At 76.6% G+C, this 15,077-nt stretch carries 18 protein-coding genes and 1 pseudogene; 9 read left to right on the forward strand and 10 right to left on the reverse strand.

Annotated features, from left to right (window positions below; translation table 11 throughout):
* The first annotated feature begins 12 nt into the window (after positions 1-12).
* Complete coding sequence (locus ACI79X_RS17520) at positions 13-810, forward strand: hypothetical protein (RefSeq protein WP_457026695.1); 798 nt, start codon at positions 13-15, stop codon at positions 808-810.
* On the opposite strand, the gene ACI79X_RS17525 is transcribed toward ACI79X_RS17520, so the two are convergent.
* The 4 genes from ACI79X_RS17525 to ACI79X_RS17540 form a co-directional block, all read right to left on the reverse strand.
* Positions 798-1,238 (reverse strand): VOC family protein, encoded by a 441-nt coding sequence (locus ACI79X_RS17525; protein ID WP_457026696.1) that lies wholly within the window; start codon positions 1,236-1,238, stop codon positions 798-800. The two genes, ACI79X_RS17520 and ACI79X_RS17525, sit on opposite strands and share 13 nt — an antisense overlap.
* Before the next feature lie 9 nt (positions 1,239-1,247).
* A complete protein-coding gene (gene rsgA / locus ACI79X_RS17530) occupies positions 1,248-2,120 on the reverse strand; it encodes a ribosome small subunit-dependent GTPase A (RefSeq protein WP_457026697.1) in 873 nt (290 codons plus the stop codon).
* A 143-nt stretch (positions 2,121-2,263) separates the two neighbouring features.
* Positions 2,264-3,544: a 3-phosphoshikimate 1-carboxyvinyltransferase gene (aroA, locus tag ACI79X_RS17535; protein ID WP_457026698.1), complete on the reverse strand. Its 1,281-nt coding sequence runs from the start codon at positions 3,542-3,544 to the stop codon at positions 2,264-2,266.
* Positions 3,545-3,587: 43 nt separating this feature from the next.
* Entirely contained in the window at positions 3,588-5,051 is a 1,464-nt protein-coding gene (locus ACI79X_RS17540) for an NAD-dependent succinate-semialdehyde dehydrogenase (protein ID WP_457026699.1), read from the reverse strand.
* A gap of 147 nt (positions 5,052-5,198) precedes the next feature.
* On the opposite strand from ACI79X_RS17540, the gene ACI79X_RS17545 reads away from it, so the two are divergent.
* Together ACI79X_RS17545 and ACI79X_RS17550 are read left to right on the forward strand one after the other, a co-directional pair.
* Entirely contained in the window at positions 5,199-5,945 is a 747-nt protein-coding gene (locus ACI79X_RS17545; RefSeq protein ID WP_457026700.1) for an SOS response-associated peptidase, read from the forward strand.
* Positions 5,946-6,028: 83 nt separating this feature from the next.
* Positions 6,029-7,510 (forward strand): fused MFS/spermidine synthase, encoded by a 1,482-nt coding sequence (locus ACI79X_RS17550; protein WP_457026701.1) that lies wholly within the window; start codon positions 6,029-6,031, stop codon positions 7,508-7,510.
* 168 nt (positions 7,511-7,678) lie between these two features.
* On the opposite strand, the gene ybaK is transcribed toward ACI79X_RS17550, so the two are convergent.
* Positions 7,679-8,152, reverse strand: a complete 474-nt coding sequence (gene ybaK / locus ACI79X_RS17555) for a Cys-tRNA(Pro) deacylase (RefSeq protein ID WP_457026702.1) — start codon at positions 8,150-8,152, stop codon at positions 7,679-7,681.
* Positions 8,153-8,382: 230 nt separating this feature from the next.
* On the opposite strand from ybaK, the gene ACI79X_RS17560 reads away from it, so the two are divergent.
* A complete protein-coding gene (locus ACI79X_RS17560; RefSeq protein WP_457026703.1) occupies positions 8,383-9,093 on the forward strand; it encodes a sigma-70 family RNA polymerase sigma factor in 711 nt (236 codons plus the stop codon).
* Positions 9,090-9,413, forward strand: a complete 324-nt coding sequence (rsrA, locus tag ACI79X_RS17565; RefSeq protein ID WP_457026704.1) for a mycothiol system anti-sigma-R factor — start codon at positions 9,090-9,092, stop codon at positions 9,411-9,413. The genes ACI79X_RS17560 and rsrA overlap by 4 nt, the downstream gene beginning before the upstream one ends.
* Before the next feature lie 61 nt (positions 9,414-9,474).
* Here the strand turns inward: rsrA and ACI79X_RS17570 are convergent, their stop codons facing one another.
* Positions 9,475-9,549: a 50S ribosomal protein bL37 gene (locus ACI79X_RS17570; protein ID WP_099459150.1), complete on the reverse strand. Its 75-nt coding sequence runs from the start codon at positions 9,547-9,549 to the stop codon at positions 9,475-9,477.
* 242 nt (positions 9,550-9,791) lie between these two features.
* Between ACI79X_RS17570 and ACI79X_RS17575 the strand changes: the two are divergent.
* A pseudogene (locus ACI79X_RS17575) lies at positions 9,792-10,013 on the forward strand (biotin carboxylase N-terminal domain-containing protein); the annotation flags it as partial.
* On the opposite strand, the gene ACI79X_RS17580 reads toward ACI79X_RS17575, so the two are convergent.
* Positions 9,920-10,135 carry a hypothetical protein gene (locus ACI79X_RS17580; RefSeq protein ID WP_457026705.1) on the reverse strand — a complete coding sequence of 72 codons (216 nt, stop codon included), beginning with the start codon at positions 10,133-10,135 and terminating at the stop codon, positions 9,920-9,922. The pseudogene ACI79X_RS17575 and the gene ACI79X_RS17580 sit on opposite strands and share 94 nt — an antisense overlap.
* A 341-nt stretch (positions 10,136-10,476) precedes the next feature.
* Between ACI79X_RS17580 and ACI79X_RS17585 the strand changes: the two genes are divergently transcribed.
* Together ACI79X_RS17585 and ACI79X_RS17590 are read left to right on the forward strand one after the other, a co-directional pair.
* On the forward strand, positions 10,477-10,944 hold the full coding sequence (locus ACI79X_RS17585) for a hypothetical protein (protein WP_457026706.1): 468 nt from the start codon (positions 10,477-10,479) through the stop codon (positions 10,942-10,944).
* Positions 10,945-11,012: 68 nt separating this feature from the next.
* Positions 11,013-11,237: a biotin/lipoyl-binding carrier protein gene (locus ACI79X_RS17590; protein WP_073421641.1), complete on the forward strand. Its 225-nt coding sequence runs from the start codon at positions 11,013-11,015 to the stop codon at positions 11,235-11,237.
* Between the two features lie 3 nt (positions 11,238-11,240).
* Here the strand turns inward: ACI79X_RS17590 and ACI79X_RS17595 are convergent, their stop codons facing one another.
* Entirely contained in the window at positions 11,241-11,747 is a 507-nt protein-coding gene (locus ACI79X_RS17595) for a GNAT family N-acetyltransferase (protein ID WP_457026707.1), read from the reverse strand.
* 45 nt (positions 11,748-11,792) lie between these two features.
* Here ACI79X_RS17595 and ACI79X_RS17600 point away from each other — a divergent pair, with 45 nt between their 5' ends.
* The gene (locus ACI79X_RS17600; RefSeq protein ID WP_457026708.1) at positions 11,793-13,292 is read left to right on the forward strand and encodes a sensor histidine kinase; all 1,500 of its coding nucleotides are present in this window, start codon (positions 11,793-11,795) and stop codon (positions 13,290-13,292) included.
* Between the two features lie 81 nt (positions 13,293-13,373).
* Here the strand turns inward: ACI79X_RS17600 and ACI79X_RS17605 are convergent, their stop codons facing one another.
* On the reverse strand, positions 13,374-13,622 hold the full coding sequence (locus ACI79X_RS17605; protein WP_457026709.1) for a WhiB family transcriptional regulator: 249 nt from the start codon (positions 13,620-13,622) through the stop codon (positions 13,374-13,376).
* A gap of 412 nt (positions 13,623-14,034) precedes the next feature.
* Positions 14,035-15,057: a diacylglycerol/lipid kinase family protein gene (locus tag ACI79X_RS17610; protein ID WP_457026710.1), complete on the reverse strand. Its 1,023-nt coding sequence runs from the start codon at positions 15,055-15,057 to the stop codon at positions 14,035-14,037.
* Positions 15,058-15,077 lie beyond the last annotated feature (20 nt).

Below are 15,077 nucleotides of genomic sequence, written 5' to 3' on the forward strand. Positions count from 1 at the left end.
CACACTCGGCCGGTGACCACCCCGACGGCCGACGACTTCCGCGCGCTCGCCCGCTCCTCGCCGTGGCTGTTCCGCACCCTGCGGTTCACCCTCCGCCACGGGCGGTCCGAGGGCGCCGTCCGCGTCCGGCTGCGGCGCCCGGGCCGGCTGCGCGTGGAGAGCCTCGACGGGGCCCTGCTGGACGTCGTCCACGAGCTCCCCGGCCAGGGGACCGTGCTGCTCGGCGCGTGGGCGGGTGGGCCCGCCCCGGCGCCCGAGCCGCCCGCGGAGCCGGTGCGCCGCCCCGACGGGCTGGTCGCCGTCCGCCCGTGGGACCGCGCGCAGGCCGACGACCCGATGTGGCAGGACTACTCCTTCGTCGCCCTGCTCGACCCGGTCGAGTTCGCCGACGGCCGCGACCGGGACACCGGCGAGCCGGCCGGGCCGCCGCTCGGGATCGGCGCGGTGCGGGAGGTCGAGCACGGCGGCCGGCCCGCCTGGGAGGCCGTCGTCGCCACGACGGCCACCTACGAGCCGCGCTGCGGGTGCTGCTCCCTGCTGCACGACCCGGAGGTCGACCGCCTCGAGTGGGGGGAGGCGCGCGACCTCGTGTACCCGACGGCGTCCCGGGTCCGGCTGGACGTCGGCACCGGTGTCTGCGTCCTCACCGAGGCTCTCGACGGGACGTTCGCCGGCAACGGCCACGAGGTGGTGGTCGAGGCCGTGGACGAGCCGATGGCCGACGGCCTGTTCGTCCCGGCGCCCCGCCCGACCCGCCCGACCGGCCCCGGCCGGGGCGCGGACGCGGCGCCGGGCCGTCAGTCCGGCTGAGCCAGCCGCACCGTGCCGTCGGGGTCGACCGACCAGCCGGGGTTGTGCGCGACCTCCCAGACGACGCCGTTCGGGTCGCGGACCAGCGCGTGGAAGACGCCGCCGAACGCGCCCTCCCCGGGAGGGGTGAGCACCGTCCCGCCGTGCGCGGCCATGCGCTCGGTCAGTTCCGCGACGGCGGCCCGGTCGGCCACGTTGTGCGCCAGCGTCACCCCGGACACCTCCGGGCGCGCGGGCCCGGTGCCGAGGTCCCGGGCGAAGCCCGCCGTCTCGAAGAAGGCCAGCACCGTGCCCGGCGCGACCTGGAAGAAGACGATCTCGCCGGGCACGTCGAGCAGCGGCGTCCAGCCCAGTCCCTCGACGTAGAAGCGCCGCGCCGCGCCGAGGTCGGCGGTGGCGAGGGTCAGGAAGTGGACCTGCTGCTCCACGGCGACCTCCTAGTGGCCCGGACCGAGCTGTCCCACGGCGTCGAGCAGCCGCCGCACGCTGGCCAGCCGCTCGGCCCGGTTGGCCGGCCCCTCGGCGGCCCAGGCGTCCAGCGCGCAGTCGGGGTCGTCGGCGGAGTGCCCGCACCCGGGCGGGCAGTCGGCGGCGGCCTCGGCGAGGTCGTCGAACGCCGCGACGACGTCGTCGGCGGTGACGTGCGCCAGGCCCAGCGAGCGGATGCCCGGGGTGTCGATGACCGTGCCGCCGCCGGGCAGGTCGAACAGCACCGCCGACGACGACGTGTGCCGCCCCTTGCCGATCTTGCTGACGTCGCCGGTGGCCCGGAACGCGTCGGGGACCAGCCGGTTGACCAGCGTCGACTTGCCCACCCCGGACTGCCCGACGAAGACGCTGGTGCGCCCGCCGATGCGCGCCAGCAGCGGCTCCAGTGGCGCCTCCCTCGACATCGGCACCGCGTCGACGTCGAGTCCGGCGTAGCGGTCCAGCAGCGGCTGGGCGCTGGCCAGGTCGGTCTTGGTGAGGCAGAACAGCGGCGACAGGCCACCGGCGAACGCCGCGACCAGGCAGCGGTCCAGGAAGCCCAGCGCGGGCTCCGGGTCGGTCACCGACGTGACGACGACGAGCAGCTCGGCGTTGGCGACGACCACGCGCTCGGTCGGGTCGGTGTCGTCGGCGGTGCGCCGCAGCGACGTCGTCCGCTCCTCGATGACCACGATGCGGGCGAGGGTGTCGGGCCGGCCGGTGGTGTCGCCGACCAGCCGCACCAGGTCGCCCACGACGACGCCGTGCCGTCCCAGCTCCCGCGCGCGCATCGCGGTGACCTCCTGCGGGACGCCGCCGGGCCCCTCGACGCGCACGGTCATCCGCCCGCGGTCCACCCCGACGACCAGGCCGGGGACGGCGTCGGCGTGCGCCGGGCGCGTGCGGGTGCGCGGGCGCGAGCCCCGGCGGCTGGGCCGGGTCCGGACGTCGTCCTCGTCCGACCGGCTGTCGAGCCGCCGCGGGCTCAGGAGCCCACCCCCGCGGTCGTGCCGAGCATCCCGGCCCAGCGCTCCCGGAAGTCGGGCAGCGTCTTGGTCACCGCCTCGGGGCCGGACACCCGGACGCCGTCGACGGCGAGGCCGAGGACGGCGGCGGCGTGCACCATGCGGTGGTCGGCGTAGGAGTCGACGAGCGCGGCGCGGCCCGCGCCGGGGGTGACGACCAGCCCGTCGGGCAGCTGCTCGACCCGCGCCCCGACGGCGGTCAGCACCTCGTCGAGGGCCTGCAGCCGGTCGGTCTCGTGGCCGCGCAGGTGCCCGATGCCGGTGAGCCGGGAGGTCCCGTCGGCCAGCGCGCACAGCGCGGCGAGCACCGGGGTCAGCTCGCCGACGTCGCCGAGGTCGGCCACCAGCGGCGCGATCCGGCCGGTGCCGGTGACCCGCAGCCCCTCGGGCGTGCGTTCCACCTCGGCGCCCATCCGCGACAGCAGCGCGTCGAGCTGCGCGCCGGGCTGGGTGGTGGCCGCCGGCCAGTCGGGCACGGTCACCCGGCCGCCGGTGACCAGCGCGGCGGCGAGGAACGGCGCGGCGTTGGACAGGTCGGGCTCGACGACGCGGTCGAGCGGGGCGAGGCGCCCGGGCGCCACCCGCCAGCCCCGGTCGGTGGCCGCGACGTCGACGCCGTGCTCGCGCAGCGCGGCGACGGTCATCTCCACGTGCGGCATCGAGGGCACCCCGCCGGCCAGCGCCAGGTCGACGCCGTCGCCGAAGCGGGCGGCGGCCAGCAGCAGCCCGGAGACGATCTGCGAGGACTCGCTCGCGTCGACGGTCACGGCGCCGCCGCGGACCCCGCCGGTGCCGTGCACGGTGAACGGCGCCCGGCCGCGGCCGCCGTCGTCGACCTCGACGCCCAGGGCGCGCAGCGCGGCGATCAGCCCGGCGTTGGGGCGCTCGCGCAGCCGCGGGTCGCCGTCGAGCCGCACCGGACCCTCGGCGAGGGCGGCCACCGGCGGCAGGAAGCGCAGCACGGTGCCGGCCAGCCCGGCGTCCACCTCGGCCGGGCCGCGCAGCGGGCCGGGGGTGACGAGCCAGTCGGCACCGTCCTCGTCGATGCGCACCCCGAGCGCCCGCAGCCCGGCGGCCATGAGGTCGGTGTCGCGGGCCCGCAGCGGGCGCACCACCCGGCTCGGTCCGTCGGCCAGCGCGGCGAGCACCAGGGCCCGCGCGGTGATCGACTTCGAGCCGGGCAGCGCCACCACGGCGTCGACCGGGGTGCTGCGGTGCGGCGTCGACCAGACCTGGCTCACGGGTCCATCCTGCCTGGCCCGGCCGACGCCGCTCCGCGCACGCTCAGCCGCCGACCGGCCGGTCGGCCTTCTTCACCGGCACCGTGCGGACCAGCCGCCGGTTGGCGAACTCGAACATCGCCAACTCCGAGAGCTCGCGGCCGTAGCCGGACCGCTTGATCCCGCCGAAGGGCAGCTCGGGGGAGGAGCCGGTGGGCTGGTTGATCCAGACCATGCCGGCCTCGAGCCGCTCGGCCACCGCGCGGGCGCGGTCGACGTCGCTGCTCATGACGGTGGCGCCGAGGCCGAAGTCGCTGTCGTTGGCCAGCGCGACCGCCTCGTCGGCGTCCTTCACCTTGTAGACGACGGCGGCCGGGCCGAACAGCTCCTCGCGGTAGGCGCGCATCTCCGGCGTGACGTCGGTGAGGATCGTCGGCTCGACGAAGGCGCCCGGGTGGTCGGGGCGCCCGCCGCCGGTGACGACCGTGGCGCCCTTGTCGATCGCGTCCTGGATCTGCGCGTGCAGGTCCTTCGCCGCGCGCTCGCTCGACAGCGGGGCCAGCGACGTCGCCTTGTCGGCCGGGTCGCCGGGGGCGAAGGTGCCGAACGCCTGCTTGAGGCCCTCGACGAAGGGCTCGTAGTTCTCCTCGGTGACGATCAGCCGCTTGGAGGCGGTGCAGGCCTGGCCGGTGTTCTGCATCCGGCCCATGGTCGCGGCCTTGACCGTGGCGGCCATGTCCTCGGCGTCGAGCACGATGAACGGGTCGCTGCCGCCGAGCTCGAGCACCGACTTCTTCAGGTACTTGCCGGCCAGCGCGCCCACCGCGCTGCCCGCCCGCTCGCTGCCGGTCAGGGTCACGCCCTGGATGCGGGGGTCGGCGATGACCTGCTCGACGTCCTCGATGCGCAGGAACGTGTTGGTGAAGACGCCCTCGGGCGCGCCGGCGTCGGTGAACAGCTGCTCGATCGCGACCGCGCACTGCGGGGTGATCTCGGCGTGCTTGAGGATGACGGTGTTGCCCAGCACCAGGTTGGGGCCGGCCACGCGGACCACCTGGTAGAAGGGGTAGTTCCACGGCTCGATGGCCAGCAGGACGCCGACCGGCTTCGTCTCGACGACGGCCTCGCCCTTGCCCATGAGCGGCTGGATCGGCGTGGGCTCGAGGAAGCCGGGGCCGTTGTCGGCGTAGTACTTGAGGATCATCGAGCAGAGGTAGAGCTCGCCGGTCGCCTCGTCGCGGCGCTTGCCCATCTCGGTGGTGATGATCGACGCGAGCTCCTCGCGCCGCTCGTCCATCAGCTCGGCGGCGCGGCGGACCACCGCGGCGCGGTCCTCGACCGGCCGTTCCCGCCACTCCTGGTAGGCGGCGTGCGCCTTCCCGACGATCCCGTCGATGGCCTCGGTCGGGGTGAAGTCGAACTCCTTCTCGACCTGGCCGGTGAAGGGGTTGACCGTCGCGTAGCGCCGCTCGGCGGACTCGCTCGCGGTCTTCGGCTGCTCGTGCGTGGGGCTCTGTGTCGCGGTCACCTGGGTGATCCTCGTCTCTCGTCGGCGTCGACTCCACCCCCGGCCTACCCGCGGCCGCCCGGGGCAGTCGCACCGTCGGTCCCCCCACCTAGAGTCGGGGGCGACGGGCCCGCCGTCCGGGCCCGACAGCCGCCGGGAGGACCAGCCGTGTGTGGTCGCTACGCCGCCAGCCGCCGTCCCGAGGACCTCGTGGTCGAGTTCGAGGCCGTCCCCGCCGAGGGGCAGGAGCCCCTGCGGGCCGACTTCAACGTCGCGCCCACCAAGGACGTCTACGTCGTGCGCACCAAGCGGGAGCGCGACGCCGAGGGCAGCCCCACCGGCGCCGGCCACCGCGAGCTGCGGGCGGTGCGCTGGGGCCTGGTGCCCTCCTGGGCCAAGGACGCCTCGATCGGCAACCGGCTGCTCAACGCCCGGGTCGAGTCGCTCACCGAGAAGCCGGCCTTCCGCTCGGCCGCCCGTTCCCGGCGCTGCCTGGTGCCGGCCGACGGCTGGTACGAGTGGCAGAAGAAGCTGGACTCCCCGGGCAAGCAGCCCTTCTTCATCCACCCGGCCGACGGGTCGGTGCTCGCGATGGCGGGCCTCTACGAGGTGTGGGGGAAGGGCGAGGACCGCCTCTACACCTGCACCGTCGTCACCGCCCCCGCCGTCGGTGCGCTCACCGAGATCCACGACCGGATGCCGCTGGTGCTGCCCCGCGAGCGCTGGGCCGAGTGGCTCGACCCGTCGCGCGACGACGTCGAGGCGCTCACCGGGCCGACCCCGCCGGAGGTCGTGGAGGCGCTGGAGCTGCGCCCCGTCGGCACCGCGGTGAACAACGTCCGCAACAACGGCGCCGAGCTGCTGACCCGGGTGGAGGGCACCAGCGCCCCCGCCGACCAGCCGGCGCTCTTCTGAGGAGACCTGCCCTGAGCGAGCGCGCGCCCGCCGTCCCGTCGACCGACCCGCCCGCTCCGGCCGGCGCCGCGCTGCCCGGGTGGGTGGCCGCCGGGGTCACCTTCCTGTCCTCCGGGGCGGTGCTGGTGCTCGAGATCGTCGGGCTGCGCCTCATCGCGCCCTACGTCGGCATCACCCTGCAGACCAACACCGCCGTCATCGGCTTCGCGCTGGCCGCCATCGCGATCGGCGCGTGGGCCGGCGGCGCCACGGCCGACAAGCGGGACCCGCGCGCGCTGATCGCGCCGCTGCTGGTGGCCGGCGGCGCGCTGGTGGTCGCCGTCCTGCCGCTGGTGCGCTTCGCCGGGTCGTTCCTCACCGGCGCCGACGCCGGGAGCGTGCTGCTGCTGGCCGCCGTCGCCGTCGTGGTGCCCGCCGCGCTGCTGTCGGCGGTGCCGCCGATGGTGGTCAAGCTGCAGCTGGCCAGCCTGGCCGAGACCGGGGCGGTGGTCGGGAAGCTGTCCGGCATCGGCACGCTCGGCGGGATCGCGGCCACCTTCGCCACCGGCTTCGTCCTGGTCGCGGTGTTCCCCAGCAGCGGCATCCTCGTGGGCACGGGGCTGGTCACCGTGCTCGCCGGGATCGCGGTGTTCGTGCTGCTGCGCCGCTCGGCCCCGGGCGGCGGCGGGCGGCTGCCGGCCGCGCTGCTGCTGCTCGCCGTCGCCGGGTCGCTGCTGGCCGCCGTCGCGCCCACGCCGTGCGAGGAGGAGACCGCCTACCACTGCGCCCGCGTGGTGGCCGACCCCGAGCGGGAGTCCGGCCGGGTGCTGCTCCTCGACACCCTGCGGCACAGCTACGTCGACCTCGCCGACCCCACGTACCTGGAGTTCGAGTACGTCCGCGCGATCGCCGCGGTCACCGACGTCGTCGCCCCGGCCGGGGAGCCGCTGTCGGCGCTGCACCTGGGCGGCGGCGGGGCCACGGTGCCGCGCTACCTCGCCGAGGTGCGGCCGGGCACCACGAGCCGGGTGCTGGAGGTCGACCCCGGCGTCGTCGAGATCGACCGCGAGCGGCTCGGGCTCGAGGAGTCCGCGGAGCTCGAGGTGCGGGTCGGGGACGCCCGGGTCGGGCTCGCCGACGAGGACGCCGGCAGCCGCGACCTCGTCGTCGGCGACGCCTTCGGCGGGCTGTCGGTGCCGTGGCAGCTGACCACGGTGGAGGCGCTGGGGCTGGTCGACCGGGCGCTCACCGACGACGGCGTCTACGTCGCCAACCTCATCGACAACCCGCCGCTGTCGTTCGCCCGCGCGGAGCTGGCCACGATGCGCGAGGTGTGGCCGCACGTGCTGCTGCTGGCCCGGGCGCCGGTGCTGGCGGGGGAGGACGGCGGGAACCTGGTCGCCGTCGCCGCGCACCGGCCGCTCGACGAGGACGCCCTGGCCGACGCCCTGCTGGCCCAGGACTCCACCTGGCAGGTGGCCTCCGCCGACGAGGTGGCCACCTTCGCCGGCGACGCGCGGGTGCTCACCGACGACGCGGCGCCGGTCGACCAGCTGCTCACCCCCTACGGCGCCCCGGACGCCTGACCGGCTGCCCCCTGCCGGCCCGTCCGTCCTCTCACCGGCCTGTTCCCACCGCGATCATGGAGCTGCGGTGGCGACCCGCCGGTGCCGCGCGGCGTGTCGCCACGGGGCCTCCGTGATCGCGGGGAGGAGAGCCCCGGCGGGGGGCGTCGTGCGGCCGGAGGCGGACGTCTAGCGGCCGATCGGGGCGGTGCGGGCGCGGGTGAGGCGCACCAGCTCGGCCGGCGGCAGCTCCACCTGCAGGCCGCGGCGCCCGGCGCTGACCATCACCGTCGCGAAGCCCAGCGCCGAGTCGTCGACCACCGTCGGCAGCGCCTTGCGCTGGCCGAGCGGGCTGATCCCGCCGAGCACGTAGCCGGTGGTGCGCTCGGCGTCGGCGGGGTCGGCCATCGCCGCCTTCCGCCCGCCGGCCGCGGCGGCCAGCGCCTTGAGGTCGAGGGTGCCGGCCACCGGCACGACGGCGACGGTCAGGACGCCGTCCACGCGGGTGACCAGCGTCTTGAACACCTGCCGCGGATCGGCACCGAGCGCGGCCACCGCCGCCTCGCCGTGCCCCTGGTCGGAGGGGTGCTCCGGGTCGTAGGGGTGCAGCGTGTGCGCCACGCCGGCCTTCTCCAGAGCCCGCACCGCGGGAGTCGCCGCCACGGCCGGGCAGCGTATCCACCGCCGCCGCCCGGCGCCGCCGAGTTCGGTGGACGAGCGGCCCGCGGGGAATGCACGCCCGGGGGGCCGCCGTTGCAGCGACCGTGAGCAGCACCGTCTCCCTCGCCCGCACGCGGGCCCCGCGCCGGCGGCCCCCGGGCCGTCCCGACGCCGCGCGACTAGGATCGTCCGACGTGGTCGCCCGCACCCGGGCGCCGCAGAGAGGACGGTCGGTGCCTGAGGAGTCCGCGGGCGGGAACCCCGCCGTCGAGCCGGTCGAGACCCCGCAGGTCCCGGGGGCGCCGGTCGAGGTGCCCGAGGCCCGCGAGGGCGGCAGCCGCACCGAGGTCGCCGAGACCCGCGCCGAGCGCGACGCGCGCTTCGAGCGCGACGCGCTGCCCTACCTCGACCAGCTCTACCCGGCGGCGCTGCGGATGACCCGCAACCCCGCCGACGCCGAGGACCTGGTCCAGGAGACCTTCGTCAAGGCCTACTCCGCGTTCCACCAGTTCGCCGAGGGCACGAACCTCAAGGCCTGGCTGTACCGGATCCTGACCAACACCTACATCAACAGCTACCGCAAGAAGCAGCGGCAGCCGCAGCAGTACCCCACCGACCAGGTGCAGGACTGGCAGCTGTACGCGGCGGAGGAGCACAGCTCCAGCGGGCTGCGGTCGGCCGAGATCGAGGCGCTGGACCACCTGCCGGACTCCGACATCAAGGAGGCCCTGCAGCAGTTGCCGGAGGACTTCCGGCTGGCGGTGTACCTGGCCGACGTCGAGGGCTTCGCCTACAAGGAGATCGCCGAGATCATGGGCACGCCCATCGGCACGGTGATGTCCCGGCTGCACCGCGGCCGGCGGGGCCTGCAGAAGCTGCTGGCCGACTACGCCCGCGAGCGCGGCTTCGTCCGCGCCGGCGCCGCCGAGGAGGGCCGGTCGTGACCACCGACCACGAGCACGCGACCTCCTGCGACGACGTCCTCAGCCACGTCTTCGAGTTCCTCGACCACGAGACCGACGACGCCCGCCGCGCGGTCATCGCCGAGCACCTCGAGGACTGCTCGCCCTGTCTGCGGCAGTTCGGCATCGAGCAGGAGTTCAAGGCGCTGGTCCGCCGCCGCTGCGGGGGCGACCCGACGCCGATGGGCCTGCGCGAGCGGATCAAGCTGCAGCTGACCACGGTTTCCTTCGACGAGGACGGCACGCACGTCAGCGTCGAGCAGGTGAGCACCGAGGTGGTCCGGGCCGACCTCGAGGACTGAGCCCCCACACGCGACAGCGCCCCGCACCGGACTCCGGTGCGGGGCGCTGTCGCGTTCGCGCTCAGGCGTTGGGGCGCTTGCCGTGGTTGGCCTTGCTCCCCTTGCGGGAGCGACGCTTGCGTCCACGCTTGGACATCGCTGCCCTCCTTCCTCCGTCGTCGGGTCGCGGTGCGCCGTGAGGCGACCGCCGGGTCTGCCTCCAGGGTCCCACAGGCGGGGGAGTGCGCCCCGGCCGGTGCGGCGGGTGTCGCAGGCGGGGGGCACGATGAGGGGAGCCGGGACGACGGGGACCCGGCTCGGGACGGGGAGGACCGGAGCGTGGCGCAGCACGGGATCGAGAGCGTGCTCGTGGCGGGGCGGGGTCCCGCCGCCTGTGCGGTGATCGCCGCCTGCTCCCGGCTCGGGGTCAAGGCGGTCGCCGTCTACTCCGAGGCCGAGCGCACCGCCCGGCACGTCCGGCTGGCCGACGACGCCGTGCTGCTCGGCCCGGCGCCCGCGGCGGAGTCCTACCTCGCCGTCGACCGGGTGGTCGAGGCCGCCCGCCGCAGCGGCGCGGGCGCGGTGCTGCCGGTGCCGCCGGCGCTGGCCGGCAACGCGGGGCTGGCCGCCGAGGTGGCCGCGGCGGGGCTGACCTGGGTGGGGCCGCCGGCCGAGGTGCTCGAGCGGCTCGGCGGCGACGGCGTCGAGCCGGCCAGCGAGCACGGCCTGCTGGCGCTGGTCACCGAGGAGGGCCTGCGCTACCCGACGGCGGTCGCCCGCGACCGCGCCGCCGGGATCGCCCGCGTCTCCTGGACGCCCGACCCGGCCGGGGAGGTGGGGGGGGGGGGGGGGGGGGGGGGGGGGGGGGGGGGGGGGGGGGGGGGGGGGGGGGGGGGGGGGGGGGGGGGGGGGGGGGGGGGGGGGGGGGGGGGGGGGGGGGCCCCACCCCGGCGCCGGGATCGCCCGCGTCTCCGGGACCCCCCCCCCGGCCGGGGAGGGGCCGCGCGGCGCCCAGCGGCTGGTCGACGTCGGCTGGCGGGGGCTGGTCACCGTCGGCGTCTCCGAGGACGGCGAGCTCGGCGAGGTGGCGGCCGGCTTCTCCCTCGACATGGCGGTCCTGGAGCGGGCGCACCGCGTCGACGCCGTCGACCTGGCGCTGGCCACCGCCGCCGGCCGCCGGGCGCCGCGCCGCCGCACGGCCGAGGAGCACCCGCCGCGCGCCGCCGTCGTCGTGCAGCTGCGCTCGACCCTGCCGCCCGGACGCGCCGGGCGGGTGAGCGGCCGGCTGCCCGCCTCCGGGCGGCTGCGCGGCGCCACCGGCGGGACCGAGGTGGTCGCGGTCAGCGGCTACGACCCCGGCGACCGCCTCGACCCCTGGTACGACGCGCTGCTGGCCACCGTCAGCGCCGGCGCGGCCGACACCGCCACCGCCGCCCGAGCGGCCGGCGCGGCCCTGTCGGACCTGCCGGAGACCGGGGTCCCGCACGACGGCGCCGAGGTGTGCGCGGTCCTCGACCGGCTCGCCGCGGGCGACCCGGCGCCGGGCGCCTGAGGGCCGCCACCGCTGCTGCCCGGCACCCCGCCTGGTTGGATGGGGTCTCCGAGCCGAGGGGGTGCCGCGTGGCGGTCGAGGAGATCCACGCCGAGATGGTCTCCAGCGTCTGGAAGGTCCTCGTCGCACCGGGGACCGAGGTCGCGGCGGGGGACACGCTGGTGATCCTCGAGTCGATGAAGATGGAGATCCCGGTGCTCACCGAGCGCGCCGGCGTCGTGCAGGAGCTGCACGTCGTCGAGGGCGAGGTGCTGCAGGAGGGTGACCTCATCGCCACCGTCGGCGACGCCTGAGCCTCACAGCTGCAGCGCGTACACCAGCAGGTCGATGCCCGGGCGCGGGCTCCAGTCGCGCTCCGGCAGCCGGGTGAAGCCCAGCCGGCCGTAGAGCCGGTGCGCGGCGGTCATCCGCGGGTCGGTCGAGAGCACCATGCGCCGCTTGCCGGCCGCCCGCGCGCGGTCGAGGCAGACCCGCACGAGGGCCTCGCCGACGCCGCGCCCGCGCGCCACCGGGTCGACGACGAGCATCCGGAAGGCCGCCTCGTCGTCGGAGTCGGTGACCTCGCCGAAGTCACCCTCGAGCACCAGGGCGACCGCGCCCACCACGACGCCGCCGTCGCGGGCGACGAGCAGCTGCGAGCGGCCCGCCCGGCCGGCGACGTCGGCGAGCTCCGCCTGGTACTCGTCGGAGGCGAGGCGCTCGGCGCGGTAGACGCCGGCGGTGAGCTCCGCGATGCGCGGCCAGTCGGCGCGGACGGCGTCCTCGACGCGCACGGGGGACGGGACGGGGGAGGGGAGCGCCACGCCGTCCGAGCCTAGGCAGCGGCCCCACCTACCCTCGGGGGCACCATGAGCACCCTCTCCGAACGCCTGCACCGCGGCTCGGCGACCGCCCCCTCGCAGGTCGACCACGCCCGGCGCCTGGTGGCCGACTGGCAGCTGCTGGCCGACCTGGCCTTCGCCGACCTCACGCTGTGGGTGCCCCTGCGCACCGGCGCGTGGTGGTGCGTGGCGCAGGTGCGCCCGCTCACCGCGCCCACCAGCCAGCCCGAGGACCTGGTGGGCAGCGAGGTCGACGGCGCGGGCGCGGACGCGTTCCGGCTGGCGCACCGCGAGGGCCGTCCGGTCACCGAGGGCGACGTCGACTGGTCGGGCACCGCGCCGCGGCGGCGGGAGATCATCCCGGTGCGGCACGACGGCGTCGTCGTCGCGGTGCTGGCGAAGGACACCAACCTCGCCGTCACCCGGTCGCCGTCGACGCTGGAGCTCACCTACCTCGACATCGCCGCCGACCTCTGCCTGATGGTCTCGGCCGGCACGTTCCCGCCGGAGAAGCTGCTCGACGCCGAGATGAGCCCGCGGGTGGGCGACGGGCTGGTGCGCCTGGACGCGGCCGGGCGGGCCGTCTACGCCAGCCCCAACGCCCTGTCGGCCTACCGGCGGCTCGGGGTGACCGGCGACCTCGTCGGCGCGGACCTGGCGAAGCTCACGCGCGCGGCGGCCTGGGACCGGGTGGCCGGCGAGGCCGTGGCGGCGAGCATCGCCGCGGCGGTGGCCGGGCGGTTCCCCGACCCCACCGACGTCGAGGGGGCCTCGGCCGTGCTGCTGGTGCGGGCGCTGCCGCTGCAGGCGCCGGGCGCGGAGGAGGGGGCGCTGGTGCTGGTGCGCGACGTGACCGACCTGCGCAGCCGCGACCGGGCGCTGCTCACCAAGGACGCGACGATCCGCGAGATCCACCACCGCGTGAAGAACAACCTGCAGACCGTCGCCGCGCTGCTGCGGCTGCAGGCCCGGCGGATGACCGAGCCGGCGGCGCGGGCGGCGCTGGAGGAGTCGGTGCGGCGGGTGGCCTCGATCGCCGTCGTGCACGAGACGCTGGCCGGCAGCCGGGAGGACGTGGTCGACGTCGACGACGTCATGGACCAGGTGCTGCCGATGCTCGGCGACCTCACCTCGATCGGCCCGGCGGCTCGCACCCGGCGGGTGGGACGCTTCGGCGAGCTGCCCGCGGCGACCGCGACGCCGCTGGTCATGGCGGTGACCGAGCTGCTGCAGAACGCCGCCGAGCACGCGTTCCCCTCCGACGGCCCACCCGGTGCGATCGAGCTGGTGGCCGAGCGCGACGGCGACGACCTCGTCGTGCGCGTGCGCGACGACGGCCAGGGGCTGCCCGAGGGGTTCGACCCGGCGCACAGCGACGGGCTGGGCCTGCAGATCGTGCGGACGCTGGTCACCAGCGAGCTCGGCGGCGCGCTGCACGCCACGACCCCGGCCGACCCTCCGGGGCCGGGCCGCCCGGGCACGGAGGTCGTGCTCGAGCTGCCGGGCGCCGGCCGCGACCGCCGCTGAACGGCCGCGACCGCCGCTGAACGGCCGCGAGGCCGGCCCCCCGGGTGGGGAACCGGCCTCGCGGCGGGTGGTGCGGGTGTCTCAGGCGCGGACGCGGGCCCGGGACTGGCGGCGCTTGAGCGCGCGCCGCTCGTCCTCGGAGAGCCCGCCCCACACGCCCGAGTCCTGGCCGGATCGCAGGGCCCAGTCGAGGCAGGACTCCACGACGGAGCAGCGACGGCACACGGCCTTCGCCTGCTCGACTTGCACGAGGGCGGGGCCGGTCGTCCCGATGGGGAAGAACAGCTCCGGGTCCTCGTCCCGGCAGAGGGCGCGGTGGCGCCAGTCCATGTCGGTGCACTCCTCGGTGTCGACTACGTCGGTGCTTGCAGATCGCTGACCACGGGCCGCTCGCGCGGGCGCGACACCGGTTACCCAGCGCCCCGTTCCAGCGACCACCCGCCGTTTGTTACCGGCAGGTTGCTTTCCTCTCGCGATGTTTTCACCTGAGGACCGCGTGTCAAGCGCGTGAGGGCCTTGGGTCGACCCCGCGTGAGCAACCTCACCACGGGCGTGCTAGGGACGCCACTCGGCAGTGCCGGGGTCGTTGACAGGGGCTCTCCGGCGTGCGTGAGGGACGTCCGCGGTGCGGTCGCCGGCCCGCGCGCGGACGGTGCCCGACCTCGCGCTGCGGGACGAGGTCGGGCACCGCGGCGCGCGGCCGGGCGGCCCGTCGGACGGGACGTCGCTGGAGGCGGGACCGTCAGGCGACGACGGACAGCGCCGAGGGCACCGAGTGCACCCGCAGGCCGGTCGCGGTGCCCAGGTGGTCGCCGTCGAGCTGCCAGCCCTGGGGCCGCGAGGCGGTCAGGGTGACCCCCTCGAGGTCGTGCATGCGGTGCACCCCGCGGCCGCGGGCGTCGGGGCGGCGGGCGAGCACTTGCCGCGAGTGGTGCAGCATCCGCAGGACGCCCATCCGGCCCATCGCGAAGACGTCGAGCCCGGTCTCGAAGGAAGCCTCGGGGCTGGGGTTCACCGGGCGGGCGCCCAGGTAGGTCCACGGGCTCACGTTGGAGACCAGGCAGAGGAACAGGCCGTCGAGGTCGGGCTCCCCGGGGCGGACCAGCGTCATCGCCGGGCGCCGCCGCTCCCGGCCGAGCACGAAGGCACGCGTCGCCTCCCGGATGTACAGCACCCCGGTGGAGCGGCGCCCGCGCGCCCGCTGGGCCTCCACCCGGGCGATCACGTCGGCGTCGAACCCGAGGCCCGCGGCGAAGACGAACCACCGCGGCTCGGTCCACCCGTCGTGCTCGGCCGCGCCGGCCTCGGCCGCGGCCACCGCGACCCGCTCGTCGACGCCCCGCGCCGGGACGGCGCTCGTGCCGGTGGCGCTGGCGGTGCCCAGCGACACCCGCCGGGTCCGTCCGGCCCGCAGCGCGTCGAGGATCTCCCCGGTCGCCTCGACCGGGTCGCGGGAGCGGCCGAGCGCGCGCGAGAACACGTTGGTGGAGCCGCCGGGCACGACGGCGAGGGTGGGCACGTGCGCGCCCGGCCCGTCGGTGAGCAGGCCGTTGACGACCTCGTTGACGGTGCCGTCGCCGCCCAGCGCGACGACGACGTCGAAGCCCTCGGCCAGCGCCTGGCGCCCGAGCTCGCGGGCGTGCCCGCGGTGGGTGGTCTCGGCGAGGTCGACCTTCAGCTCGCTGGCCAGCGCGCCCACGAGCACGTCGCGGACCCGGCCGTTCGTCGTCGTCGCCGCGGGATTGGCCACCACGAGCGCACGCATGTGGCCAGGCTAACCAGCGC

The sequence above is a fragment of the Geodermatophilus sp. SYSU D01119 genome, from assembly GCF_054049975.1.

Excerpts from the sequence above, each read along its gene's own strand:
- rsgA (WP_457026697.1), bottom strand. The coding sequence starts at position 2,120 with ATGACCGTGCGCGTCGAGGGGCCCGGCGGCGTCCCGCAGGAGGTCACC.
- ACI79X_RS17600 (WP_457026708.1), top strand. The coding sequence starts at position 11,793 with ATGAGCACCCTCTCCGAACGCCTGCACCGCGGCTCGGCGACCGCCCCC.
- ACI79X_RS17605 (WP_457026709.1), bottom strand. The coding sequence starts at position 13,622 with ATGGACTGGCGCCACCGCGCCCTCTGCCGGGACGAGGACCCGGAGCTG.
- ACI79X_RS17610 (WP_457026710.1), bottom strand. The coding sequence starts at position 15,057 with ATGCGTGCGCTCGTGGTGGCCAATCCCGCGGCGACGACGACGAACGGC.